The organism is Ruegeria sp. CDSC042 (assembly GCF_059610745.1).
On sequence record NZ_JBXWOF010000002.1, the window covers coordinates 306,237 to 330,525 of the forward strand.

General features: G+C 58.5%; 20 protein-coding genes. 10 read left to right on the plus strand and 10 right to left on the minus strand.

What is annotated here, in order from left to right; translation table 11 throughout:
- Positions 1–6: 6 nt before the first annotated feature.
- Positions 7–762: an ABC transporter ATP-binding protein gene (locus AC2FHX_RS07215; RefSeq protein ID WP_142635758.1), complete on the plus strand. Its 756-nt coding sequence runs from the start codon at positions 7–9 to the stop codon at positions 760–762.
- Between the two features lie 326 nt (positions 763–1,088).
- Here AC2FHX_RS07215 and gph read toward each other — a convergent pair whose 3' ends face one another.
- Positions 1,089–1,754 carry a phosphoglycolate phosphatase gene (gene gph / locus AC2FHX_RS07220; protein WP_496700763.1) on the minus strand — a complete coding sequence of 222 codons (666 nt, stop codon included), beginning with the start codon at positions 1,752–1,754 and terminating at the stop codon, positions 1,089–1,091.
- Between the two features lie 220 nt (positions 1,755–1,974).
- Here gph and hemP point away from each other — a divergent pair, with 220 nt between their 5' ends.
- Together hemP and AC2FHX_RS07230 are read left to right on the plus strand one after the other, a co-directional pair.
- Positions 1,975–2,142, plus strand: coding sequence for a hemin uptake protein HemP (gene hemP / locus AC2FHX_RS07225; protein WP_142635762.1), 168 nt, complete (start codon positions 1,975–1,977; stop codon positions 2,140–2,142).
- A complete protein-coding gene (locus tag AC2FHX_RS07230) occupies positions 2,139–2,615 on the plus strand; it encodes a hypothetical protein (protein ID WP_496700761.1) in 477 nt (158 codons plus the stop codon). The genes hemP and AC2FHX_RS07230 overlap by 4 nt, the downstream gene beginning before the upstream one ends.
- A 52-nt stretch (positions 2,616–2,667) precedes the next feature.
- On the opposite strand, the gene AC2FHX_RS07235 is transcribed toward AC2FHX_RS07230, so the two are convergent.
- The 7 genes from AC2FHX_RS07235 to AC2FHX_RS07265 all read right to left on the minus strand — a co-directional run bounded on the left by AC2FHX_RS07235 (position 2,668) and on the right by AC2FHX_RS07265 (position 11,087).
- The gene (locus AC2FHX_RS07235; RefSeq protein ID WP_496700759.1) at positions 2,668–5,733 is read right to left on the minus strand and encodes an aminotransferase class III-fold pyridoxal phosphate-dependent enzyme; all 3,066 of its coding nucleotides are present in this window, start codon (positions 5,731–5,733) and stop codon (positions 2,668–2,670) included.
- Positions 5,734–5,841: 108 nt separating this feature from the next.
- On the minus strand, positions 5,842–6,714 hold the full coding sequence (locus AC2FHX_RS07240; RefSeq protein WP_496700757.1) for an NAD(P)-dependent oxidoreductase: 873 nt from the start codon (positions 6,712–6,714) through the stop codon (positions 5,842–5,844).
- A 97-nt stretch (positions 6,715–6,811) separates the two neighbouring features.
- A complete protein-coding gene (cueR, locus tag AC2FHX_RS07245; protein ID WP_496700755.1) occupies positions 6,812–7,201 on the minus strand; it encodes a Cu(I)-responsive transcriptional regulator in 390 nt (129 codons plus the stop codon).
- 4 nt (positions 7,202–7,205) lie between these two features.
- Positions 7,206–9,629, minus strand: coding sequence for a heavy metal translocating P-type ATPase (locus AC2FHX_RS07250; protein ID WP_496700753.1), 2,424 nt, complete (start codon positions 9,627–9,629; stop codon positions 7,206–7,208).
- A gap of 151 nt (positions 9,630–9,780) precedes the next feature.
- On the minus strand, positions 9,781–9,942 hold the full coding sequence (locus AC2FHX_RS07255; RefSeq protein WP_496696238.1) for a hypothetical protein: 162 nt from the start codon (positions 9,940–9,942) through the stop codon (positions 9,781–9,783).
- A 47-nt stretch (positions 9,943–9,989) separates the two neighbouring features.
- Complete coding sequence (locus AC2FHX_RS07260) at positions 9,990–10,550, minus strand: pyridoxamine 5'-phosphate oxidase family protein (protein WP_496700751.1); 561 nt, start codon at positions 10,548–10,550, stop codon at positions 9,990–9,992.
- A 72-nt stretch (positions 10,551–10,622) separates the two neighbouring features.
- Positions 10,623–11,087 carry a nuclear transport factor 2 family protein gene (locus tag AC2FHX_RS07265; RefSeq protein WP_496700749.1) on the minus strand — a complete coding sequence of 155 codons (465 nt, stop codon included), beginning with the start codon at positions 11,085–11,087 and terminating at the stop codon, positions 10,623–10,625.
- A 296-nt stretch (positions 11,088–11,383) separates the two neighbouring features.
- Here AC2FHX_RS07265 and AC2FHX_RS07270 point away from each other — a divergent pair, with 296 nt between their 5' ends.
- On the plus strand, positions 11,384–11,959 hold the full coding sequence (locus AC2FHX_RS07270; protein WP_496700747.1) for a TetR/AcrR family transcriptional regulator: 576 nt from the start codon (positions 11,384–11,386) through the stop codon (positions 11,957–11,959).
- Positions 11,960–12,065: 106 nt separating this feature from the next.
- Entirely contained in the window at positions 12,066–13,223 is a 1,158-nt protein-coding gene (locus AC2FHX_RS07275) for an acyl-CoA dehydrogenase family protein (protein ID WP_496693643.1), read from the plus strand.
- A 55-nt stretch (positions 13,224–13,278) separates the two neighbouring features.
- Here the strand turns inward: AC2FHX_RS07275 and AC2FHX_RS07280 are convergent, their stop codons facing one another.
- Positions 13,279–14,172 (minus strand): LysR substrate-binding domain-containing protein, encoded by an 894-nt coding sequence (locus AC2FHX_RS07280; protein ID WP_142635780.1) that lies wholly within the window; start codon positions 14,170–14,172, stop codon positions 13,279–13,281.
- Between the two features lie 98 nt (positions 14,173–14,270).
- Here AC2FHX_RS07280 and AC2FHX_RS07285 point away from each other — a divergent pair, with 98 nt between their 5' ends.
- Genes AC2FHX_RS07285 through AC2FHX_RS07300 form a run of 4 tightly spaced genes read left to right on the plus strand, consistent with a single transcriptional unit; the run spans position 14,271 to position 19,984 of the window.
- Positions 14,271–15,440 carry a pyridoxal phosphate-dependent aminotransferase gene (locus AC2FHX_RS07285; protein WP_496701043.1) on the plus strand — a complete coding sequence of 390 codons (1,170 nt, stop codon included), beginning with the start codon at positions 14,271–14,273 and terminating at the stop codon, positions 15,438–15,440.
- A gap of 10 nt (positions 15,441–15,450) precedes the next feature.
- Positions 15,451–17,643, plus strand: a complete 2,193-nt coding sequence (locus tag AC2FHX_RS07290; RefSeq protein ID WP_496700745.1) for a dehydrogenase E1 component subunit alpha/beta — start codon at positions 15,451–15,453, stop codon at positions 17,641–17,643.
- Positions 17,640–18,674, plus strand: coding sequence for an ACP S-malonyltransferase (locus AC2FHX_RS07295; protein ID WP_496700743.1), 1,035 nt, complete (start codon positions 17,640–17,642; stop codon positions 18,672–18,674). Before AC2FHX_RS07290 ends, AC2FHX_RS07295 begins: the two co-directional genes overlap by 4 nt.
- A gap of 41 nt (positions 18,675–18,715) precedes the next feature.
- Positions 18,716–19,984, plus strand: coding sequence for an NAD(P)/FAD-dependent oxidoreductase (locus AC2FHX_RS07300; protein ID WP_496700742.1), 1,269 nt, complete (start codon positions 18,716–18,718; stop codon positions 19,982–19,984).
- Here AC2FHX_RS07300 and AC2FHX_RS07305 read toward each other — a convergent pair.
- Entirely contained in the window at positions 19,971–20,876 is a 906-nt protein-coding gene (locus AC2FHX_RS07305; protein ID WP_496700740.1) for a LysR family transcriptional regulator, read from the minus strand. The genes AC2FHX_RS07300 and AC2FHX_RS07305 overlap by 14 nt on opposite strands.
- 76 nt (positions 20,877–20,952) lie before the next feature.
- On the opposite strand from AC2FHX_RS07305, the gene AC2FHX_RS07310 reads away from it, so the two are divergent.
- Positions 20,953–24,165 carry a reductive dehalogenase gene (locus tag AC2FHX_RS07310; RefSeq protein ID WP_496700738.1) on the plus strand — a complete coding sequence of 1,071 codons (3,213 nt, stop codon included), beginning with the start codon at positions 20,953–20,955 and terminating at the stop codon, positions 24,163–24,165.
- Positions 24,166–24,289 lie beyond the last annotated feature (124 nt).

The window sequence follows — 24,289 nt, forward strand, 5'->3', positions numbered from 1 at the left end:
AAAGCAATGAACGAGAAACCTGACTTTTCGAAAAACGCCAATATGGCCAGCACCGCCCCTGCGTTTTTGTCCGTATGGGACATGCATTCATACTATGGCGAAAGCTATATCGTGCAGGGCGTCAGCTTTAACGTGCACGAAGGTGAAATTCTGGCCCTGCTGGGCCGGAATGGTGCTGGCAAGACCTCGACGCTCAGATCCATCGCGCGGGTCAGTGACCCCGAGGTGCGTCATGGTGAGATCTGGCTGGATCACAAGCCGCTGCACAAAATGACCAGCTATGAGGCTGCCGCCGCAGGCCTTGGCCTTGTGCCCGAGGATCGCCGTATCATCCCCGGTCTGACGGTCGAAGAGAACCTGCAACTCGCCCAGATCGCTCCACCTGTCGGCTGGTCGCTGGAACGGCTTTATGAGCTGTTCCCAAGGCTGGGTGAGCGCCGCAAGCAAGAAGGCATTACCCTGTCTGGCGGAGAGCAGCAGATGCTGTCGATTGCGCGGGCTTTGGCACGGGACATCAAGGTGTTGCTTCTGGATGAACCCTATGAAGGGCTTGCCCCGGTGATCGTGGATGAGATCGAAAAGACTCTGCTTCACGTCAAACAGCAGGGTATGACCACGATCATTGTCGAGCAGAACGCGGTGCGCGCCCTGGAATTGGCGGACCGTGCGATCATTCTGGATACGGGCAGCATCGTGTTTGATGGAGCCGCCAGCGAGGTGTTAGAGAATCCACAGCTGCGCGAGGAATATCTGGCAATCTGAACATGCGGATTCAGAAATTGTTCTGAACCGTCGGGCGGGGTGTTCATCCCCGCCCGTTTTCGTTGTTCAGCTTTCGATTGGCGGTGTCCTGGGTCCGGGTCACCAACGGAAAATGACAATATTCAACGAATTTCTAGAATTTACGGATAATTTATTATTTAATTTCAACACTCTATCTAGGGCTACGGGAAACCCCCTATATCTTTGATTGGAGCGATTCGTTAACTTCAAATCATCCAAGGAGTTTCCAAGGACCTACCACTTTTTTCCCCCTTGAGGGGCTGGCTACTTACCCCCTCGGCCGGCCCCTCACTAGTTGGGGGACATCAACCCAATTCCCCCAAAAGCTCACTTACAAGCGCAGGCACTTCGTGCCAGTCGGCGAAGTTACGGGTATGATACAGTTCAGAAACCGGGCTTTTCCGATAACCTTCCGTGAATAGCAAAAAGGGCACCTGGGCCCGTTCAGCGGTTTCTGCATCGACCTCACTGTCACCCACGAACAGGCGCGGACCTATAGCGGCCACTGCGCTAAAACTTGCCTCAAGATGGGCTGGGTCTGGTTTGCGCGTGGCCAGGCTGTCACCACCCAGGGTGGCATCGAAATGATGGGTCAGGCCCATCGACTTCAGAACATGGTCAGCCGGTGCTTTGGGTTTGTTTGTACAAACACCCAGAACACAACCCATCTGGCGCAGCTGTTCAAGCGCTTCGGCCACGCCAGGGTAAACGACGGTTTTGTCGCTGGAGGCTGCGTTGTAGTGGGTCAGCGTCAGTTCCGATAGCTCGGCATGGCGATCCATAGGCAGGTCGCAATGAAACATCATGCGTTCTACCAATTTCGGGAGGCCATTGCCGACGAATTGTTTGATCGTGTCCTGGGGCAGGGGCGGGACACCAGTGTCCCGCAGCATTGCATTCGCAGCGGCGGTGATGTCCGGAAGGCTGTCGACCAGTGTTCCGTCCAAATCGAACATAATTGTAGCGCTCATTGAAATCCTTGCCTCTGAAGCTGCACCGCAAGTCCTAACTGGTGTGTTCAGGCAGTGCAATTCAACCCGGTTGCGAGAGTGGGATATTGAGGCTTGACATACCTGACTAAAATAATCAGATTATATTTCAAGCCGTCAGCAACCCCGGAATCGGGCCAGCCAGATACCCGAAAAGTAAACCGATAAGGCGCATTGCCCGAAACCCTCCGGAGTGATCCTGATGAATGTTCAGAACCCGAATCCCAGCCAGTCTTTTGCCGTATCAATGCTGCCTGCACATAAGGCTGAAGATCTGACCAAGGGGGGCAATCTGGCCCATATCGAGCTGGGCGATCAGCTGTACACCCTGCGCATCACGCGCGCGGGCAAACTGATCCTGACGAAATGAGCGCGCCTGCAGCCCGGGGTGGCGCGACCGTTGGTCGTCTGTCCGACCTAAGCCCTGTCGAGGCCGGTGCGGTCATGTACCTGCGCCTCTGGGGGGACGGAATGCAAACGCGTATGGATGCGGCGCAGGACTTTCAGATCGCCCTGGGCACGGATCAGGGCCGGGCAGCGATGTTGACGCTGGACCGGCTGTGCTCGCTTTGTGCCCATCACGGACGGCGCCCGCTGATCCGGCATGGGTTGGGCTGTGCCTGCCTTGGCGCGGATGAAAACTGTTTCGCCCAGATGATTGCGGCGGCATCAGAAGGCGCGCGCGAAGACGCTATGATGATGGCGTCCCTGATCGTCCGTCCCGATTTTGCCCCCGCATTGGCCGCTTTGTCTGAGGAATTAGGGCTGGCTTTGCGACGCATGACGGTCTCGATCCCGATGCCAACCTCAAGACATCAGAACCCCACTGCCACGCTGCACTAAGCAGCAGAGCAGGTGCAGAACCCCGGCGAATGCGCGCCGGGGTTCCGTGCCCTCAGCAGCAGCCGCACCCTGCGTGGTGATGGTCATGATCGCATGAGGGTGGCGGGCTGTAATCACCAACTTCTGCCAGCACATCCCGTAATGCCCACAGGATCATGTCCACATCTTCCGCTTCGATCGTCAGCGGCGGGCGAATTTTCAGGATGCTGTCCTTTGGGCCTTCGCTGCCAATAAGAATCCGGTGGTCGCGCATCCGGTTCTTGACATATTTGCAGATCTCACGGCCTTCAGAGCCATCGGGGTTGATCAGTTCGACTCCAACGAACAGGCCCATGCCGCGCACATCACCGACAGATCCGAAATCGGTCTCGATCTGACGCAGGCCTGTCATCAACCTTTCGCCCATCAGGCGGGCATTGTCCTGCAAGCCTTCATCATCGACGATATCCAGAACTTCTTTGCCGATGCGGCAGGACAGGGTCGATCCGCCAAAGGTCGAAAAGAACTCGATCCCGTTGTCAAAGCTGCGGGCGATCTCTTTGGTAGTAACCAGAACGCCCAATGGATGACCGTTGCCAATGGGTTTGCCCATGACCACGATATCCGGCAGCGCGCCTTGATGCTCAAAGCCGAAATAATATTTGCCCAGACGCCCCAGACCTGTCTGCACCTCGTCGGCGATGCAGACACCACCAGCGGCGCGGATTTTCTCATAAACCGCGGGCAGATAGCCTTTGGGTGGTATGATCTGCCCGCCAACTGAAGGGAAGGTCTCGGCAATGAAACCGGCAACGCCCTGACCTTTGTCCTGTAGGGCTGCAATCGCTGGGTCCACTAGATCTGCAAACTTCTGGGCGCGATCGGGGTCGTCGCGCCGGAAAGACCCTCGGTAGTCATCCGCGACCTCAACCAGTTCCACCCAATCCGCCTGACCAACTCCGCCCGGTTTGTTGAACTTATAGGCCGAAATTGCCACGGCGGCGGTGGTATTGCCGTGATACCCATGATCGGGCGTCACGATCCCTTTGGCGCCGGTATGGGCGCGGGCCAGCCGCAGGGCGAGCTCATTGGCTTCGGTGCCGGAATTCACAAAGAAGCAGACCTCGAGGTGATCGGGCAGCTTGGACAGAACCTTATCGGCAAAAGCCGTCTGGGCCGGATGCAGATACCGGGTGTTGGAATTCATCCGCTTGAGCTGATCTGCTGCGACAGCCTGAATGCGCGGGTGGGCGTGGCCCACATGGGGTACATTGTTATACGCATCCAGATAAGGGCGACCCCATTCGTCAAACAGGTGATGCTTCCAACCGCGTACCAGCATGACTGGATCGTCATAGGTCAGGGACAGGTTGCCTCCGAAGTGGTCCTGCCGTCCCTGCAGGATCGCCTGTTTATCGGTCGGCCGATAGAACACCTTGTCATCGGGAAGGTTCAGCAGAGCCGCCGGATTCGGGCAGACGGCGTGCCACAGTTCAAGCTCGTCAGGGTCGCCAACACCCGGCCAGTTGGCCTGCATCCCGTTCGTAGTCAGGGCCAGCTGGAAATGTACATGTGGGGCCCAGCCCCCGTTCTGTGTGACATCCCCAAGCCGTGCAAAAGCCGCTCCCTGTGCGACTGGATCGCCCGGGTTCAGCCTGTCGCAGACCTCGGGATCCAAATGTCCGTAGAGTGTATAGAACGGATCGCCTTGGGGTGTTTCGTGATGCAGGATCACCACCCCGCCATAGTCAAGGTGACTGTCGCGGTTCTCGACCGCCTCGACCCGGCCACTGATCGGGGCATTCAGGACAGTGCTGGAAGGCGCGAACACATCCACCGCTAGATGCACGGTGCGTCGGTCCGAAGCTTTCCATGGCCCTTTGCGGAACCCCGGCTCTGCGTAAATCAGGCGGGGTTCATTGTAATATCCCAACCAGAAGTCTGTGCCATTTTCCTCGCCAACACGTGCCGCCTCGGCCAGGGGCATGTGGAATGGGTTTTGCGGCCACACCGAGTTTTCGACCGATAGCGAGCCAATGGGCACATCTTTTAGACCCTGTCCAAACATCTCGGCGAATTGACCGCGATGCGCGGACAGATAGGCGTGGATGCGTTCGGCCCCATCGGTGACCGGCAGACTACAGGCGACGCGCAGGCGCGCTGGCATCAATCCGCCGTTGACGTTTTGGTCCTCAAGAAACCGCCAGGCCGGCGCCTGACTGATGGTGACATAAGGATCATCCGGGTTTTCAAGGGCCATCAGGGTCGAGTTCACAACCGACACAGCCAGTCGCATCCGCAAGAGAGGCCAGATCAGATCGACTTCGTCCGCGCGCAGGGGGTTTGCCGCCTGATAGCCGCGCACCAGTGCCGCCAATGCGCGTTCGGGTTGCGGATGATCCAATACGATATAGGCCCCGGCAATCGCCAGATCGCAAACGCGTGGCGCGGCACACATATCGCCAAGGTCAATCAAGCCCGACACCCCCAGGCGCTGGCCAGGCTCTGCTTCGACCAGAACGTTATAGTCATTGGCGTCATTATGAATCGCCTGACTGGGCAAGCCTGCCAACTTGTCTGATATCGCATTGAATTCGGAACATATCTCGGCCAGCACTGCCTGCCGTGCGGGGCTACTAACGGTGTCCAGATGCTGTTCGATCCACCCTGCCTGCGTCAGATTCCATTTGAAATCGCCCCGGGCCAAACCCTCATGCGTGAACCGCTCTAATGCGCGGTCTGTAGCACCCAGAACGCGACCCAGCTTTAGGATCAACTCTTCGGATTTGGGTGCCGATTTCGCATAGCATTGCCCAGGCAGGCATTCCAGCAACCAAACAAGGCGCGGTCCCCCCTCGTGATCTTCGATCCTGGGCAGATAATCCCCCTGCAAATCGGGAAACACTGTAGGAAATGGCAGCCCCGGTGCTTCTGAGGCGATATGTTCTAAGGCTTTGACCTGGAGGTCCACAAGCTCTGCTTCGCATCCGGGGCGCATGACTTTCAGAACATAATCCTGTCCGTTGGTTGCCCGGACCAGAAAATTAAGATCGTATTCGCCGTCCAATCGGGTCAGCCGCGCGTCCAGCCCCCAATTTTGCTGCAAAGCATCAGCCCAAAATGCGATGATGTCGTTCATTTGAAACCCTGTCCCAGTAAACCGGGGTCCTTTTCATCTGGCTAAAAATATCTTCGGGAGTGAAATGGCCCTGCGGGCCAAGAGGGGGCAGACAGCCCCCTTTTCCCGTTACCCCAATGCGCGCAACCGTTTAATAAGCGAGGACGTATCCCACCGATTCCCGCCCATTTTCTGCACATCCTTATAGAACTGATCAACCAAAGCCGTCACCGGCAGGGATGCCCCTGTTTCATCTGCGGTATCCAAGCAAATTCCCAGATCCTTGCGCATCCAGTCCACCGCGAAACCGTGCTCGAAATGATCGTCCAACATGGTTTCATAGCGGTTCGCCATCTGCCAACTGCCTGCGGCCCCCTGACTGATCACTTCCACAACCGCCCGGCCATCCAGCCCGGCTTTTTCGGCAAAATGCAGCGCCTCGCTGAGGCCCTGAACCAGTCCGGCAATGGCGATCTGGTTGCACATCTTGGTCATCTGACCGGCGCCACTGTCCCCAATGCGGCGGCAGATTTTGGAATAGACCTGCATAATGGGCTCGGCCGCGTCATAGGCAGCCTGATCCCCCCCGCACATGATCGACAGAACGCCGTTTTCGGCACCGGCCTGTCCGCCCGAGATCGGCGCATCTACAAAAGCGATTCCTGCAGTTTTCCCGGCACCATAAAGCTCTCGGGTTACCTTTGCGGAGACGGTCGTATGGTCGACGAAAACCGCGCCGCTGGACATTGCGCCGAAGGCGCCATCGTCGCCGGTGCAGACCATGCGAAGGTCATCATCATTGCCCACACAAGCCATGACAAACTCGGCTCGCTCAGCCGCCTCGCGCGGGGTAGCGGCCATTGAGCCGCCATATTGGGCGACCCAAGCCTCGGCCTTAGCGGTGGTTCGGTTGAAAACCGTGACCTCATGACCTGCAGCCTGCAGGTGGCCGGCCATTGGATATCCCATGACACCCAAACCAAGGAACGCAACTTTTGCCATTTGGTGAACCTCTCTGCTGTCCGGGTCCGGTCAGACGCCGCAAGCCGGATTGTTTGGCAGAGACAAAGCAAAGCTGAAGACAAAGGGCAACCCCGTGTCAGGGTTGTCCGCCCAAATCCTTCAGGATCGGACAATCAGGCCTGTCGTCGCCGGCGCAGGCGTCAATTAAATGACCCAACGTATCGCGCATCGCATTAAGGTCGGCAATCTTCGCTTCGATCTGGACCATATGCGCGCGGGCAACCTTCTTCACATCTGCACTTGCGCGGGATTCATCCTCATACAAGGCCATCAGGGTCCGGCAATCTTCGATCGTAAATCCCAATGCGCGGGCCCGGCCCAAAAAGTTCAGTTTGTGCACATCCTGACTGCGGAACCGGCGATAGCCATTATCATCGCGCAGGGGTTTGATCAGTCCGATATCTTCGTAATAGCGGATGGTCTTGGTAGGGAGACCGGTTTGGTTGGAAACGTCGCCGATATTCATGACGTCACCATTTGTGGAGCCGCCGTATGTGATCCCTCGGGCAGGCTGGCGCGAACCTGCGAAGACGCAGCGCGTTTGTGACGACAAAGACGCTGGACAAAGCCATGGCTCCGGCCGCCAGAACCGGGGAAAGAAGCGGGCCGCCAAAAGGATACAGCAGCCCGGCGGCGACGGGGATCAGCAAAACGTTATATCCAAACGCCCAGCCCAGATTCTGACGGATATTGCCCATAGTCCGGCGGCTGATTTCAACCGCATTGGCGACCCCGCGCAGATCGCCCGACATCAGCACCACATCCGCCGTTTCAATCGCCACATCCGTGCCAGTTCCGATTGCAATGCCGACATCCGCCGCAGCCAATGCCGGGGCGTCGTTGATCCCGTCACCGACAAAGGCCAGCTCTCCGAACTGGTCGCGCAGGGCGTTGATTGTGGCGAGCTTTCCGTCCGGCAGGACCTCGGCTGTGACATGATCGATGCCCAGCTTGTTTGCCAAGGCCTGCGCAGTCAGGGCGTTGTCCCCGGTGACCATCGCCAGCGTCAGGCCCATTGCGTGCAGCCTGCGCAACGCCTCGATCGTGCCGGGTTTGACCGGGTCTGAGACCGCAAGAAGTGTTGCGGCCTGACCGTCAATCGCGACGAATACGGGGGTCGCCCCTTCGGCGGCATGCTGGTCGGCCTGTCGGCTCAGCGCTGACAGATCAATTCCGTTCTGCGCCATCAATCTGGGTGAGCCGATCAGCAGATCATGCCCATCGACAGACGCGCGGGCGCCCAGCCCAGTCAGCGATTCAAAGCCGGAGATAGGGGGCAGGTCCGCCGGTCCGGCCCGCGTGATCGCCGTGGCAATCGGATGCTCGGACCGCGCCTCAACCGCAGCGGCCAGCCGCAGAACAGTATCGCGCTCAAACCCGTTCGTGGTCGTGACATTCGCCAGTTCGGGGCGCCCCAGTGTCAGAGTCCCCGTCTTGTCCAAAGCGATGATCTTGGCCTGTTGCAACTGCTGCAAAGCATCGCCTTTGCGGAACAGCACGCCCAGTTCAGCCGCGCGCCCCGTGCCCACCATGATCGACGTCGGAGTCGCCAGCCCCATGGCGCAAGGACAGGCAATGATCAAAACCGAAACCCCTGCGACCAATGCCATCGGCAAGGCAGGAGCGGGGCCAAAGACCAGCCAGACCGCAATGGTCAGTAGGGCAACGCCAATCACAACGGGAACAAACCACGCCGTGATCCGGTCGACCAGCCCCTGTATCGGCAACTTGGCACCCTGAGCTTGCTGAACCATCTGGATCACCTGTGCCAGCACCGTTTCGGACCCAACCCGCGTGGCGCGCACGCGCAGCGCACCCGTGCCGTTGACCGTGCCCCCTATCACCTGATCTTCGGCCGATTTCCCTATAGGAACGGGTTCGCCGGTAATCATGCTTTCATCCACGTATGAGGTGCCGTCCAACACTTGAGCATCCACTGGGACGCGCTCTCCGGGTCGGATCTGCAGCACATCGCCAACCAGGATTTCGGATATGGGCCGATCGACCGTGCCCCCGTCCTGTTCTAGCCGGGCTGTTTTCGGTTGAAGCCCGACCAGTTTGCGAATAGCGGCCCCGGTCCGGCCTTTTGCCCGCGCCTCCATCGCGCGACCCAGCAGGATAAGGACCACGATGACCGAGGCGGCCTCGTAATACACATTTGCACTGCCTTGCGGCAGAACCTGAGGCGCAAAGGTGGCCAGGACGGAATACAGATAGGCGGCACCGGTTCCCATCGCGACCAGCGCATTCATATCAGGTGTCCCGCGCAGCAAGGCCGGGATACCCTTGGCATAGAACACACTTCCGGGGCCGATCAGCAGAACTGACGTCAGGACAAACTGGATGAGATGGCTGGTCTGGGTTCCGATTGTCGCCTGAACCCAGTGATGGAAAGCGGGGATCATGTGCCCGCCCATCTCGAGTATGAACACGGGCAAAGCCAGCGCCGCAGCGATCAGGGTGGTACGAATCAGCGCAGAGGCTTCACCCGGTTTCTCATCTTTGCTTTCGGCCATTCTGGAAGGATGCGCCGGATAGCCCGCTTTGGTGCTTAGCTGCGCCAGCTTCACAGGATCAGTTGCCCCGTCGGCAAAACGAATGGTCGCGGTTTCAGTGGCCAGGTTGACCCGAGCACTTATGACGGCCGGATCTGCGCAGAGTGCTCGTTCAATCCTTGCGACGCAAGAAGCACAACTCATTCCGTCAATCTGCAGAACGGCTTCTGCCACTGACACCGGATAACCAGCTTTGTCCAGCGCGCCGGTCAGGTCGCTGATTGGCCCGTCATAAGTGACCTGTGCGGTCTCGGTTGGGAAGTTGACCGAAGCCTCGGTAACCCCGGGAACATTGCGCAACGCAGATTCCACGCGGCCTACGCAGGATGCGCAGCTCATTTCGGTGACCTTCAGTCTGATAGCATGTGGGGTGGCCAATCGACTCATCCTGTCCTGTTTCCAACCCTAGATGGGGGTTCCAGTCACAGGAAGGTCAAGGGCAGAGATCATGATTTAGGCACAATCTCTTGTTTCGGGGGCCGTACGGTTCTTAGTCTTGGGTCAGTTTTTCCAGCAGCAGCGAATTATAAAGCGCGGGCGGGGATGTCCGAACAGCTTCGGGAGATGCGAAAAATCCCAGCATAAGAAAGGCAATCGACAAAGCGAAACCAAACAGGACTATGAAGGCTCGGTGCAGCGTTAACGTTATCATGATGTCAGTCCTTAAATCACAAGTTGGGGAATGCTTGGCACTGGGGCTTATTTCTTATTTTCCAGTTCCCGTTTCAGCCGGTCATTTTCCGCCTGAAGTTGGGCCAGCTGCTGGCCCAATTCGTTCAGGTGGGGGCGCAGCTCGGCCTCGGTGAATCGTGGGGTAATGTGACTTGGGCAATTCCAGTCCAGACCTTTGACCTTGATAATGACGGCGCGTTCGGCCGGGGTCTGGGTGCCTTCGGGGGAGAGGCTGGCAGCCGCCGCAGCGCCTTCGGCAATTTCGACACGCCCAAGTATTTTAAGGCGTCGCTGGTTGGCATAATCCATCAGGATCAGCGCAACCCGGTCATTGCCATCCAAATTCCCGCGCGAGATATACTGTTTGTTGCCCGAAAGATCAGCATACCCAATGGTCTGCGCATCAAGTACTCGTAAAAACCCCGCGGGTCCGCCACGATACTGCACATATGGCCAGCCGGTCTCGGACACGGTTGATTGGTAGAACCCGTCGCGGGCCTCGATGAACTCTTTTTCGGCAGCTCTGATTTCGTGACCCTGCACAAGGCCGCTTTCCAGGAATTTCGCATAGGTTTTTGCCGATCCCATCCTTTCTTGATGGGTGAGAACAGCAGGCGTGAAGGTTAGTTTGGAAAAAGCACGTGGCATAATAGGTCCTTTCTACAGGTCCAGATCAGACAGGCCGGGATGGTCGTCAGGGCGCGGACCAAGAGGCCAAAGGAAAACCCTATCCTGTTGCCTGATCGAAAGGTCGTTCAGCGAGGCATGACGTTTAGCCATCCGACCATCCCTATCGAATTCCCAGTTCTCGTTACCATATGAGCGGAACCACTGGCCGCTGTCGTTCCGCCATTCATACGCATAGCGCACGGCAATACGGTTTTCCGAATAGGCCCAGAGTTCTTTGATCAGCCGGTACTCCTGCTCATTTCTCCACTTGCGGGTCAAAAGCGCGTGAATTTCAGCATGGCCCACGACAAACTCGGCCCGATTCCGCCATTGGCTGTGCTCGGTATAGGCGGGCGTCACGATATCCGGATCGCGGCTGTTCCAAGCATTTTCAGCCATGCGGACCTTTTGTGTAGCGGTCTCAGCAGTGAATGGCGGCAGAGGGGGGCGGCTCATGTCATGATCTTTCAGGTCAGCGATGCAGCGAGCAGCGCAAGGGTCAACAGAAATGGGATGTACTGGCGGTTGAAGGGGCTGGTACGGCGTTTCATGACGGCTCCATAGTTAACTGATCGGTACATCGTGTCGTTAAGGTGTACTGATCGGTACCTCTTTGCAAGGGGCGCCTGTAAAATATCTAGAATTTTTCTCTATACAGGTGGAAAATAAAGAGAATTTCCTGAACATTGGTGGCCCTTGCGGATTATGGAGGGTACAATTATGTACAGATCGGTACGTATAGGAGGCGAATCATGCGCCCAAACAAAAGGGATGAGCTGGTCCGCAAGGCCCTGAAGGTCTTTTATCGTGACGGTTTTCATGCGACCGGCATGGACAAGCTGGTGGCTGAGACGGGTGTGTCGAAGACTTCGATGTACAAACATTTCCGCACCAAGGAAGATCTGATTCTGGCGGCTTTGCGTCTGCGGGACGAGAATTTCCGCAACTGGTTCATGCGTCGTGTCGAGGAATTGGCCGACACCCCTGCGGACCAGTTGATTTCAAGCTTTGATGCACTGGGCGAGTGGTTCGCCGAAGACGGGTTTCGCGGCTGCATGTTCATCAAGGCTGGCGCCGAATTCCAGGAGAAAGAGCACCCGATCCACGTGCAGGCGGCGGAACACAAGCGGTTGTTGTTGGAATATTTCACGGATCTGGCCCGCAAAGCCGGTGCCTGCGACCCTGAAAGCCTGGGATGTCAGATTCTTCTGCTGAAAGAAGGGGCAATCGTGACGGCGGTTCTGTTGAAAAGCTGTGATCCCGCGCAAGATGCCAAAGCTGCAGCGCGGGTCTTGCTGGAAAACGCGTTGGCCGCACCGATCCCGTGACCCGGCGAAATCTTCCAAAAGACGTTGCGTAGCGTTTCATCCAACGCATTGGATTAATTGGCGGTCCAAATTACGCTGGCGGCAAGTTGATCTTGGAGGATGCGCAATGTCTCTTATTACCCCTACATCCAGCTGGGTGTCCGAAGAGCACCAGATGTTTGCCGAAATGGCGAACCGTTTCATGCAGGACGAACTGGTGCCCAATATCGAGCGCTGGACCGAAAACGGGGTTGTTGATCGTGCGTTCTGGCGCAAGGCCGGTGACATGGGACTGATGGCTGGCGCGATCACCGAAGAACACGGCGGTGTCGGTGGTGGCATGGGATTTGATGCTCTGACCATGTACGCCCAGACATCGCACGGAGATTCCGGTTGGGGCTATGCGATCCAGTCGATTGTCATCCACTATATCACCGCTTATGGCAGCGAAGATCAAAAGCTGAAATGGCTGCCGAAACTCGCTTCGGGCGAGATGGTCGGCGCGCTGGCCATGACAGAGCCCGGAACCGGTTCGGATGTGCAGTCGATCCGCACAACTGCGGAAAAGAATGGTAACTCCTACTGTCTGAACGGGTCCAAGATCTTTATCACCAATGGGCAATCTGCGGACTTGATCCTTGTGGCCGCAAAGACCGACAAGACTCAAGGGTCGAAAGGGGTATCGTTGGTCGCGGTCGAAACGCAGGGCGCAGATGGGTTCCGCAAGGGGCGGAACCTCAAGAAATTGGGCATGAAGTCCAATGACACGGCCGAGCTGTTCTTTGAGGACGCCAAGGTCCCGATGACAAACCTGATTGGTGCGGAAGAGGGGCAGGGTTTTTACCAGATGATGCGGCAACTTCCCTGGGAACGCCTGACGATTGCAATCGGTGCCCTGGGTGCGATTGATTTCGCGATTGCCGAAACAGTGAAATACACGCAGGAGCGCAAAGCCTTCGGTCAGCGCGTGATGGATTTCCAAAATACCCGCTTCAAGCTTGCCGAGTGTAAAACCAAGGCCGAAGTGCTGCGCAGTTTTGTCAACGATTGTATTGCCCGGCTTGAGGCTGGAACTTTGGATGCATCGACCGCGTCGATGGCCAAATACTGGGGGTCTGAGGTGCAGAATGAGATCATGCACGAATGTCTGCAGCTGTTTGGTGGCTATGGGTTCATGATGGAATATCCGATTGCTCGGCTTTATGCGGATGCGCGGGTTCAGATGATCTATGGCGGGACAAATGAGATCATGAAGGAACTCATTGCCCGGTCGTTGGACACATAATCCTGTTCCGAACGCTCCCTCCCCGCAGTTTTCTAGGGTGGTCGGAATGGCCCGGTCACGAGATTTGGTCGACTTGGCCTTGCAGCCAAGAACAGAACGACTTCAGCGGCTCGGATGCCACCCGGGATTGCGGCCAGACCAGAAAGAAATCGCCCAGACTGACGCCCGGGCCTTTCCAGGCGGGAACGAGTCGCCCGGTTTTCAGGTCGTCTTCGACCAGATAGCTGGGCAGCAGCGCCACCCCAAGCCCATGAATTGTGGCTTGTCCCATGGTCGAGAATTGGTCGAACAACATGCCGCCAAGCCCTGATGCCACAAGCCCTTGTGCGGCAAACCATTGCTCCCAGGCATCAGGGCGCGTTTCCAGGTGCAGCAGCGGGGCATTCATTAGCCAGTCAATCTGTTCCGGGTTTTTGGGCAGAATTTCCGGAGCGCAAACCGGTACAACATTTTCACGCATGATCGGCAGGTAGTTGACGCCGTGCCAATCTCGACGCCCGAAATGAATCGCGGCGTCGAAATGTTCCGTTTCGAAATCGAAGGGGCGAAGCCGGGTGTTCAGATTGACGGTCACCTCGGGATGTCGGCGAGCAAAGTCCTGAAGACGCGGCGCCAGCCAATGCATCCCAAACGCCGGCAGGATCGACAGGTTCAGCGATCCTCCGGTCGGATTGGCTCTGAGTTTTAGGGAGGCCTGCGCCAGTTGGTGCAAGCTTTTGCGCGCGACCTGAACGTATTCTTTTGCCGCCGGGGTAAGCTGCAGCCGCATCTGGGTTCGCTGGATCAGTTCGATGCCCAGCTGTTCCTCCATCGACTTGAGCTGTCGGCTGATGGCGCTTTGGGTCAGCGAAAGCTCTTCCGCTGCCGCTGAAGCACTGCCAAGGCGGTCAACGGCCTCGAGTGCCAGCAGAGAGGGGATAGACGGCAGAAAACGACGGGGGGCGATCATATGATAATTCCTCATACCTTTCGGATGGAATATCACTGGCTTTTAGGGCCCGCCAGCCCGATACCAAATGAATATTTTGGTCAAGAGAGACGTTGGCAGTGTCCAGGGAAATCGCAGCAGATAGTTTTAGGCGTGCAGACAGGCTGCGCGGGATTGAGTTGTCAGAGATTGTTCAGATCTCTGAGCAGGCTGCGCGCCTTAAGGCGCAGGGTGTCGATGTGGTCGCGCTCAGTACCGGCGAGCCTGATTTTCCGACCCCTGAACATGTGGTCGAAGCGGCTCATCAAGCGGCGCTGGCCGGGCAAACACGGTACCCGGCGACGGCAGGGGCGCCGGACCTCCGGGCGGCTATCGCCGTCGGGGCCAGTGTCCGGCCGGAAAACGTGATCGTCTCGACCGGTGCTAAACAGGTTTTGTCCGGGGCGCTGATGGCCACGCTCGATCCCGGGGATGAAGTTATTATCGCGGCGCCGTTCTGGACCAGCTATGCGGATATGGTCAGGCTGTCCGGCGGTATTCCGGTTGTGCTGGACTGTCCGGTTTCTCAGGGGTTCAAGCTGACCCTAGCACAGCTTGAGGCCGCAATTACGCCGCGCACTCGCTGGCTTTTGCTGAACACGCCCTCAAACCCGACCGGCGCGGTCCATACTGAATCGGAAATGCAGGCTCTGGGTCGTGTTTTGGACAGGCATCCCAATGTTTGGGTGATCTCGGATGAGATTTACCAACACCTGACCTATGTTCCCTTCACGCCATTTGTTCAGGCCGTGCCGCATCTGGCGGATAGAGTGCTGACCGTAAATGGAGTTTCCAAGGCCTATTCGATGACCGGGTGGCGGATCGGTTGGGGAATCGGGCCATCACCCTTGATCAAGGCGATGACCGCTGTTCAGGGGCAGATTACATCAGGCGCATGTTCCATCGCGCAGGCGGCAGCATTGGCTGCGATTACCGGGCCGCAAACGCTTTTGGGCGAACGCCTGCAGGCGATGCGGGCGCGCCGTGATCTTGTGGTTGCTGGGTTGAATGCCGCGGGTCTGGAGTGTGCCGTTCCGGATGGCGCGTTCTATGTCTTTCCCAAAACACCGGCTGAAATGCCGGTCGATCACGAATTCTGCCGGTATCTGCTGGACGAAGTCGGGGTGGCACTGGTGCCGGGGCGTGCCTTTGGTTTGCCGGGCCATCTGCGGCTTTCTTTTGCTTACGCCACCGAAAGCCTGCAAGAAGGGTTGCGGCGCATTTCTGTTGCGACCGCCAGATTGAAGTAGAGGGGCCGCCATGGATCGCGCTCAGATCGTTCATGAGAATTTCCTGACACGTGTGGCGCAAGGCCACCTGCCTGACGGCGCAGCCCCGCGCCCCGGACTTAGCAATACCGAGGCGGTGTCGCTGTACCGGTCGCAGGTTCTCAGCCGGGCACTGGACCGTACCAGCCGCGCAATGCAGAAGGCGGGGCAGGGGTTCTATACCATCGGCTCGTCCGGGCATGAGGGCATGGCGGCTGTCGCCCATGCTCTGCGGCCCGCGGACATCGCGTTTCTGCACTACCGGGATGCCGCCTTTCAGATCGCGCGATCCGAACAGGTGCCGGGTCAGCAAATCGCTTGGGATATGTTGCTGAGTTTCGCCTGCTCGAAAGAGGACCCGATCTCGGGTGGTCGGCACAAGGTACTGGGCTCGAAGGCACTGATGATCCCGCCGCAGACCTCGACCATCGCCAGCCATCTGCCGAAAGCTGTGGGTGCGGCCTATTCCCTGGGTGCAGCGCGGCGGCACCCGCCCGAACATCGCGAGCTGCCACAGGACGGGATCGCGATGTGTTCGTTCGGGGATGCGTCGGCCAATCATTCCACTGCGCAGGGGGCGATCAATACGGCGGGGTGGACCAGCGTGCAATCGACCCCTCTGCCGCTGTTGTTCGTCTGTGAGGATAACGGGATCGGTATTTCAGTCAGAACGCCAAAGGGATGGATTCAGGCGTCGATGGAGCACCGCCCGGGGATCAAGTATTTCCAGGCCAACGGTTTGGATATTTTCGAAACCTATGCGGTTGCGAAAGAGGCAGCGGAATACGTGCGCACTCGGCGCAAACCGGCTTTCCTGCATCTAAGAACCGTTCGGCTTTATGGCCATGCGGGGGCGGACGTCCCGACGACCTATATGGCGAAATCCGAAGTCGAAGCTGATGAGGCAAATGATCCGCTGCTGCATTCGGTGCGGCTGTTGGAACAGGCCGGGGCGCTATCGTCGGATCAGGCGCTGAAGATATATCAGGATACCTGCGCCCGCACCGACAGGATCGCGGCAGAGGCCGTGACCCGCCCGCATCTGACCACCGCGTCCGAAGTCATGGCCAGCTTGATCCCGCCAAAGCGCGACTGCAAACCCACCAATGGTCCGGGGGCCGAGGCCCGTGCAGCCGCTTTTGGCGGCGACATGCGCGCGATGGACGATCCCCAGCCGATGAGTCGTCTGATCAACTGGGCACTGACCGATCTGATGCTGGAACACGCCGAGATCGTGTGCATGGGCGAAGATGTGGGACGCAAGGGTGGCGTCTATGGCGTAACCCAAAAGCTGCAACAGCGGTTCGGCCCGGATCGGGTGATCGACACGCTGTTGGACGAACAGTCCATCCTGGGGCTGGCCATCGGTATGGGGCATAACGGCTTTGTCCCGATCCCTGAAATTCAGTTTCTGGCCTATCTCCACAATGCCGAGGACCAGATCAGGGGCGAGGCCGCGACCTTGCCCTTTTTCTCGAACGGGCAATTTACCAATCCGATGGTCCTGCGGATCGCCGGGCTGGGATATCAGAAGGGTTTCGGGGGGCATTTCCATAACGATAACTCTCTGGCCGTTCTGCGCGATATTCCTGGTGTGATCATTGCCTGCCCCTCGACCGGTTCGGACGCGGTGCAGATGCTTCGAGAAGGCTTAAGGCTGGCCCGCGAAGAGCAGCGCGTCGTGGTATTCCTGGAACCCATTGCGCTTTATCCGATGCGCGACCTCCATCAGGCACAAGATGCCGGATGGATGACGACCTATCCTTCGCCGGATCGCAGCATCCGCCTGGGCGAGGTCGGGGTACAGGGGGACGGCACCGATCTGGCGATTGTGACCTATGGCAATGGCCACTACCTGTCGCAGCAAGCCTTGCCCGAACTTGAGGCCGTAGGAATCCGAACCCGGATTATCGACATGCGATGGTTGGCTCCATTACCTGCAGAAGCGTTGCGCGAGGCCACCAAAACCTGTGCGCATATTCTGGTCGTTGACGAATGCCGTCGGACCGGAAGCCAGTCAGAAGCGCTGACAACTTTCTTCGTCGAAGAAAGCCCCGACACCCCAATCGCCCGTGTAGTGGCAGAAGACAGCTTTATCGCGACCGGGCCTGCATATGCTGCGCCATTGCCGTCAAAGGATAATATTGTCGCCGCCGCGATCAATCTGACTGGAAACCGCTCATGACCCGTACCGCCGTTGTGATCTGCCCGGGTCGGGGCACCTATAACAAGGCCGAGCTGGGTTATTTGCACCGTCATCACGCAAACCGAATGCAGATGATTGGCGGGTTTGACGCCATCCGCGCCAATGCGGGGCAAGCGGCAGTCACGGCGCTGGACGGTGCCGATCGGTTCACGGTCAGCGAGTATTCGCGCGGTGATGTGGCCTCACCTCTGATCTACGCGGCATCTCTGGCTGATGCTCAGGTGCTGGCCGATGACATTGAAGTGGTGGCTGTCACCGGCAACTCGATGGGCTGGTACATCGCCTTGGCCGCCGGAGGCGCGGTGTCGCCCGAGGATGGCTTTCGTGTGGTGAACACAATGGGGACGCTGATGCAGGACCACCTAATTGGTGGGCAGCTCGTATACCCATTCACAGACGATAGCTGGGTGGCTGATCCTCAGCGTAAGGCTGAATTGCTGGCGGATGTGGCGCAGATCAACGCGCAGGACGGTCAGGTGCTGGCATTGTCGATTGATTTGGGCGGAATGCTGGTTCTAGCGGGTAACGAAGAGGGCTTGCGCGCGTTCGAGGCATCGTGGCCGAGTGTGCAAGACAGGTTCCCCATGAGGTTGGCAAATCACGCCGCATTTCACACCCACCTTCAAGCTCCGGTGGCTGCGGAAGGGCGCACGCAACTTGGTGTGGAGCTGTTCAAACAGCCTGACCGGCCTCTGATCGACGGGCGTGGCAAAATCTGGTGGCCGGGTGCGACGGACACGCAGGCACTGTGGGATTACACCCTGGGGCATCAGGTGACCGCGGCCTATGACTTCACCCACGCAATCCAGACCGCCGCGCGCGAATTCGCGCCTGACCTGTTCATCGTGACAGGCCCCGGAGCGACTTTGGGCGGTGCCGTTGCGCAATCGCTGGTTCTGGCCGGGTGGCAGGGGATGTGCGATCGGGCAGCGTTTCAGTCGCAGCAAAAGGCGCGGCCTTTCCTGATCGCGATGGGGCGTGAGGATCAAAGGGCTCTTGCGACGACCTGATCCCGCGTCCTAATGGTTTTTGACACCGCAAGGAGCCCGCATTGAGCGACTACGATCAATCCCTTTGGCTACACACCTGCCGCGAGCATGTGGAGAGCGCCCCGCTGACCAGCGATTTGTCTGTGGACCTTGCGGTGATCGGCGGCGGTTATACTGGCTGTTCCGCGGCTTTGACGGCCGCACGGGCCGGAGCCTCGGTCTGTGTCTTGGAGGCGCAGGAGATCGGGCATGGGGGATCCGGGCGCAATGTGGGGCTGGTCAATGCCGGACTCTGGGTGCGCCCTGCTGACATTTGCGCCCATCTGGGGGATGCGGACGGAACGCGTCTTATCGAAATCCTTGCGGCGGCCCCAAGTGAAGTATTCAGCGTGATCCAGACACATGGGATCGAGTGCGAGCCGATGCGCAAGGGCACGTTGCATTGTGCGCATTCTGGCTCTGGTCTTGCTGATTTGAAAACACGCCATGCACAGTTGCGTCAGGCAGGCGCTCCGGTCGAGTTGCTGTCGTCGGACAAGACGTACCAGCGCACGGGCAGCGCCACCTTTCGTGGAGCTCTGTTCGATCCGCGCGCCGGAACGATCCAGCCGATGGCATATGTGCGTGGTCTGGCCCGCGCGGCTGCCGCAACCGGGGCACGCGTTCACACGCACAGCCCAGTGATGACGATGCGCCATGTCGATGGCCAGTGGCTGTTGGAAACCACGCAGGCCACGGTGCGCGCCAAATCAGTGATCCAGGCCACCAACGCGTATCATAAAAACCTGCCCGACACGTCGCCAGCCTATGTTCCTGTCTCGTATTTTCAATTCGCCACCGCGCCTTTGTCCGACAATCTGCGCGCCAGTATTTTGCCCGGAGCCGAAGGATGTTGGGATACCGGCCTGATCATGACCTCTTTCCGAATGGATCACGACAAGCGCTTTATCCTCGGCGCAATGGGCAATCTAGAACATGCGGGCAGCGCCGCGCATACCGGATGGATCAAGCGCAAACTGTCAGAGCTTTATCCTCAGCTTGCGGATCAACCCTTGCAGCAGGGATGGCATGGCCGCATTGCGATGACCTCGGATCACATTCCCAAGATCACCCGGATCGGACCGGATGCGGTTTCGATCCATGGCTATTCAGGCCGGGGTATCGGGCCGGGCACGGTGTTTGGCCGTATGGCGGCTGAGAGCCTTTTGGCAGGGGATCCGGCGTTGCTGCCAGTTCCCGCTGTGGCGGAACATACTGAACGCTGGACCCGCCTGCGTCACGCCTACTTTGAAACCGGTGCTGCACTGACCCATTTGATCAAGGCGCGCTGATGTCAGCCGCTATGGCTTCGATCCTTCTGCGCAGCCAACGATGCGCTGGATCATTGGCCGACCTTTGGTGCCAGACCATGTAAAGCGGAACCGGGGTGCATTCGAAGGGCAAATGCGCACAGTCCAACCCGGCCAGAGGACCTTGTCTCATCAAGGCGGTATCGGTCGAGATCAACGAGCTGCCCCGCACAAAGGCCGGTATCGCGTTGAAATGGGGCAGGGTAACAATCGGCGCTCTGATCTGGCTTTGATCAACACCCCGCATGACGGCACGGGCGTTGCGACCATCGGAAAAGCGCACCTCGATATGGTCGCTCTCGCAGTAGGTCTGCCAACTGTTTGGCGGGGTGCAATGGCTGGCATCATAAAACATCATCAGCGGGCTTTCGAGCAGCCGTTTCTGGTAAATGTCCGGCCCATCCGGCGGCAGAGGGGTGACCATCAACTGACACCGGTCGCTGCGCAACAGGTCCGGATCGGGAACGCCCGATGGGATGAACTCTAACCGTAGCCGTGCACCCTCGGCGCGTGTGTCGCGCAACAGCCTTGGGAATATCACTTCGCGAGGCATGTCATTTGTGGCGATGCGAATGTCGATCTGTTCGGATAACGGGTCAAAGGGGCGACCGTCGGTCAAGGCACGCATCCCGTCCAGCACCGTTTGAATAGGGTCCTTCAGGGACAAGGCCCGTTCGGTCGGGGTCAGGCCCTGACCTGAACGTACAAACAACGGATCGCCCAGCACCTGCCGCAGTTTGGACAGCGTGTGGCTGATTGCCGATTGCGTGACCCCCAGCCGATCGGCTGCTTTCGAGACCGAGCTTTCCTCGAGTATTGTCAGAAAGACCCGCAGGACTTTGCCGTCCAAATCAGTGAAATCAATTTTATTCATATTATTTATGATTAAGTATGAATGGTATTGCTGTCTACCGGGCATTAAGGGTCAGACGGGCAAGGGGAGGCACGCTATGGGAATCCGTTTCTTTTCAGACCGGAACAGGCCAGTTCATATGGGCGGCTACCCGCTAGAGCGGTTGGCGCGGCAGGACACAATGCCGGACCTGTCTCAGGTGACGCCTATGGGCGATCTTAGCTTTCGCCGACCCGATCAGCCCCACAGCATCGTCAATGCGATGGGTGAGTTTCAGGCGATGATGGATGCGATCCGCGACGGGTTGGTGAACCCGGCAATGGGCGATATCCCGTCAGATCCGAATGCGCGCGCCAACCATCTGAAAGCCTTTGGTTATTTCAACGATGCGTCGATGATTGGGTGCGGACCACTGCCGCCCGAAGCACTGTTGCCCGAGCCGCGCCGCAACCCTGATATCGACCGGCTGGCTGATGCCCTGAGGACACGGCAAACCAAGACGCTGGCCTCGGGCATTGATGTCATCATGGCGGATTTGAAGGACAGTATCGAGGCTGCGCCCAAGCCAATCGACAGCCACCGCCATGGAATCGTGTTCCTATATGAACACAACCGTGACCCGGACCCGTCCGAGCCCGGAGCCGATTGGATCGCGGATGCGCAGGATCATCGCGCTTGTTTGTTGGCGACCGAAAATGCGGTGGTTATTGCCAACTACATCCGCCTGCTTGGCTTTGATGCGCGGGCGCATACGGCGATGTCGTCGGACGTTGATCTGGGCAAACTGGCGGTCGCTGCGGGTCTTGCCGCGGTTGAAGGCGGAAAGCTTGTCGCCCCTTGGCTTGGGACTCGGTTCGGGCTGGCCGTAGTGACGACCGAGATGGAGATCGCCCATGACCGCCCGCTGTGCCCGATGGCCCAGCAACCGCGGTTTCGCACACAAGGGCCGGCATGGTGGTTGGGGGCGGGTTTTGCCAAGAATGCGTTGAACCGAGACTCCTATGCCAAACGGCGCTATGTCGACGGCGCGCATCCCTTCGAAAAGCTTAAGCGTGTCGAAACGCCGACAACTTATATTGACGAGGAAAACGTTGCACGCGTCCCCAAACGGGCTGACATGTTTGCCCGGGCGCAATTCGGCGACATGGGTAAGACTCTGCAGGACGCCGCCAAGGGTGGGCATTATGTGCGCAAGGCGGCCCCCAGTTTCGCGCAACGGCGCGCGCTGGGCGCGTTTGTTCTGCTGCAGGATGGCGACAGTGCCCAGACCACGCCACCGACAGATGCCGCCCGGAACGCCGCCAATATCAAGGCCGCGACCTATTTTCTGGGTGCGGATGCCGTCGGTCTCAGCCGGTGCCCCGATTGGGCGTGGTATTCACATGATGCTGCCGGAGAAGAGATCACGCCGCCGCATGATCAAGCCATCAGCATGATCATTGATCAGGGTTACGAGACCATGGAAGGGTCCAGTGGTGACGACTGGATTGCAGTGGCCCAATCCATGCGCGCCTATCTGCGGTTCTCGCTTTTGGGTGGGGTCGTTGCACAGCAGATCCGCAACCTTGGGTACAAGGCAAAGGCCCATACGGTGATGGATGGCGAGGTGCTGCAGCCTCCGCTTTTGCTGTTGTCGGGACTGGGAGAGGTCAGCCGGATTGGCGAGGTCATCCTGAACCCCTATTTGGGCCCGCGTCTGAAATCCGGTGCGGTCACAACAGATATGCCTCTGGCTCATGACAAGCCGATAGATTTCGGACTGCAGAGTTTTTGTGAAAGCTGCAACAAATGCGCGCGAGAATGCCCCTCGGGGGCGATCACCGCCGGGCCAAAACTGATGTTCAACGGCTATGAAATCTGGAAGTCCGACAGCCAGAAATGCGCGACTTACCGGGTGACAACATCGGGTGGTGCGATGTGCGGGCGGTGCATGAAAACCTGCCCATGGAATCTGGAAGGCATCTTCAAGGAACGTCCCTTCCGTTGGGCCGCGATGAACTTCCCCCAAGCCGCGCCAGCGCTGGCGAAACTGGACGATGCGGTGGGCAATGGTGGCTTGAACGACACCAAGAAATGGTGGTGGGATATCGAATTGCAGCCCGACGGCGCGTATCGCCCGACCCAGCATCCGCTGAACCGGCGCAACCTGCAGACGGACCTTGCCCTGAAATATGAGGATCAGACGCTGGCGGTCTATCCCGCCTATCTGGCCCCGCATCCCTGGCCCTATCCTTTTGCCATGGACCGCGAAGCCGGGATTGCAGCTTATGAAGCGATGGTCACGGCAGAGGAGTACAAGGCACGCAAGGCCGCCGGGGACATGTCTGTTGTTCACAACTATTCGATCGCAGGTGATGCCCCTGTCATGCGGGTCGAGCTGAGCATGGTCGACCGGATGACGGATGATGTGACCAAATATGAGTTCGCGACGCTGGATGGCGCGCCGCTGCCTCAGTGGACCGCAGGCGCCCATCTGGACGTGCTGGTCGCGCCAGAGTTCCTGCGGCAATATTCAATGTCCGGCAATCCGGCGAACCCAGCGACCTATCAGATCGGTGTCTTGCGCGAGGATGAGGGGCGGGGCGGCTCGGCCCTGTTGCACCGGATTTTTACCGAAGGGCGCAAGGTTTTCATCTCGAAACCCATCAACCATTTCGAACTGGATGAGACCGCCACCAGGACATTCCTGATGGGCGGCGGGATCGGCATCACGCCGATGATCGCCTTTGCCCACCGCCTGCACAGTCTGGGCAAACCCTTTGACCTGCATTACTCGGCCAGTACCCGCGCCGGGGCGGGGTATCTGGACGATCTGGCCGCAATGCCCTGGGCCGATCACGTGCACTATCATTTCTCGGACGAAGGTACGCGCGCTGATTTACAGTCAATCCTGTCGGGATATCAGGCAGGTTGGCACGTCTATACCTGCGGCCCGGATCGGTACATGGAAGGCGTGATGCAGGCAGCGGAACGTCAGGGGTTCCCAGACGAGGCGCGGCATCTGGAGTATTTCTCCGTTCCCGAGCAGCCCGAATATGAGAACCATTCTTTCACGCTGAAACTGGCCAAATCGGGGCGAGAGCTGCAGGTTCCCGCTGACAAACACGCGGCGCAGGTGCTGAACGAAGCCGGAATTCAGGTCGACGTGAAATGTTCGGACGGAATTTGCGGCGTCTGTAAATGCGGTGTGATTTCGGGTGAAATCGAGCACAGGGATTTCGTGCTGTCGAACAAGCAGCGCGAAGGCGCAATCATCCTGTGCCAAAGCCGTGCTGCGGACCCGGACGGGGTGGTCGAGATCGACCTCTGATCCGAGGTCTGGAAACGACATTTCGGGATCGAAAAATAGGTCGTTCTTGCCATGGACGCCAGTGTGTTGCTGCACTAACGTCCCTGCGAACCCCAGTGGATCCTGACCAACAGGCGCGAGGTAA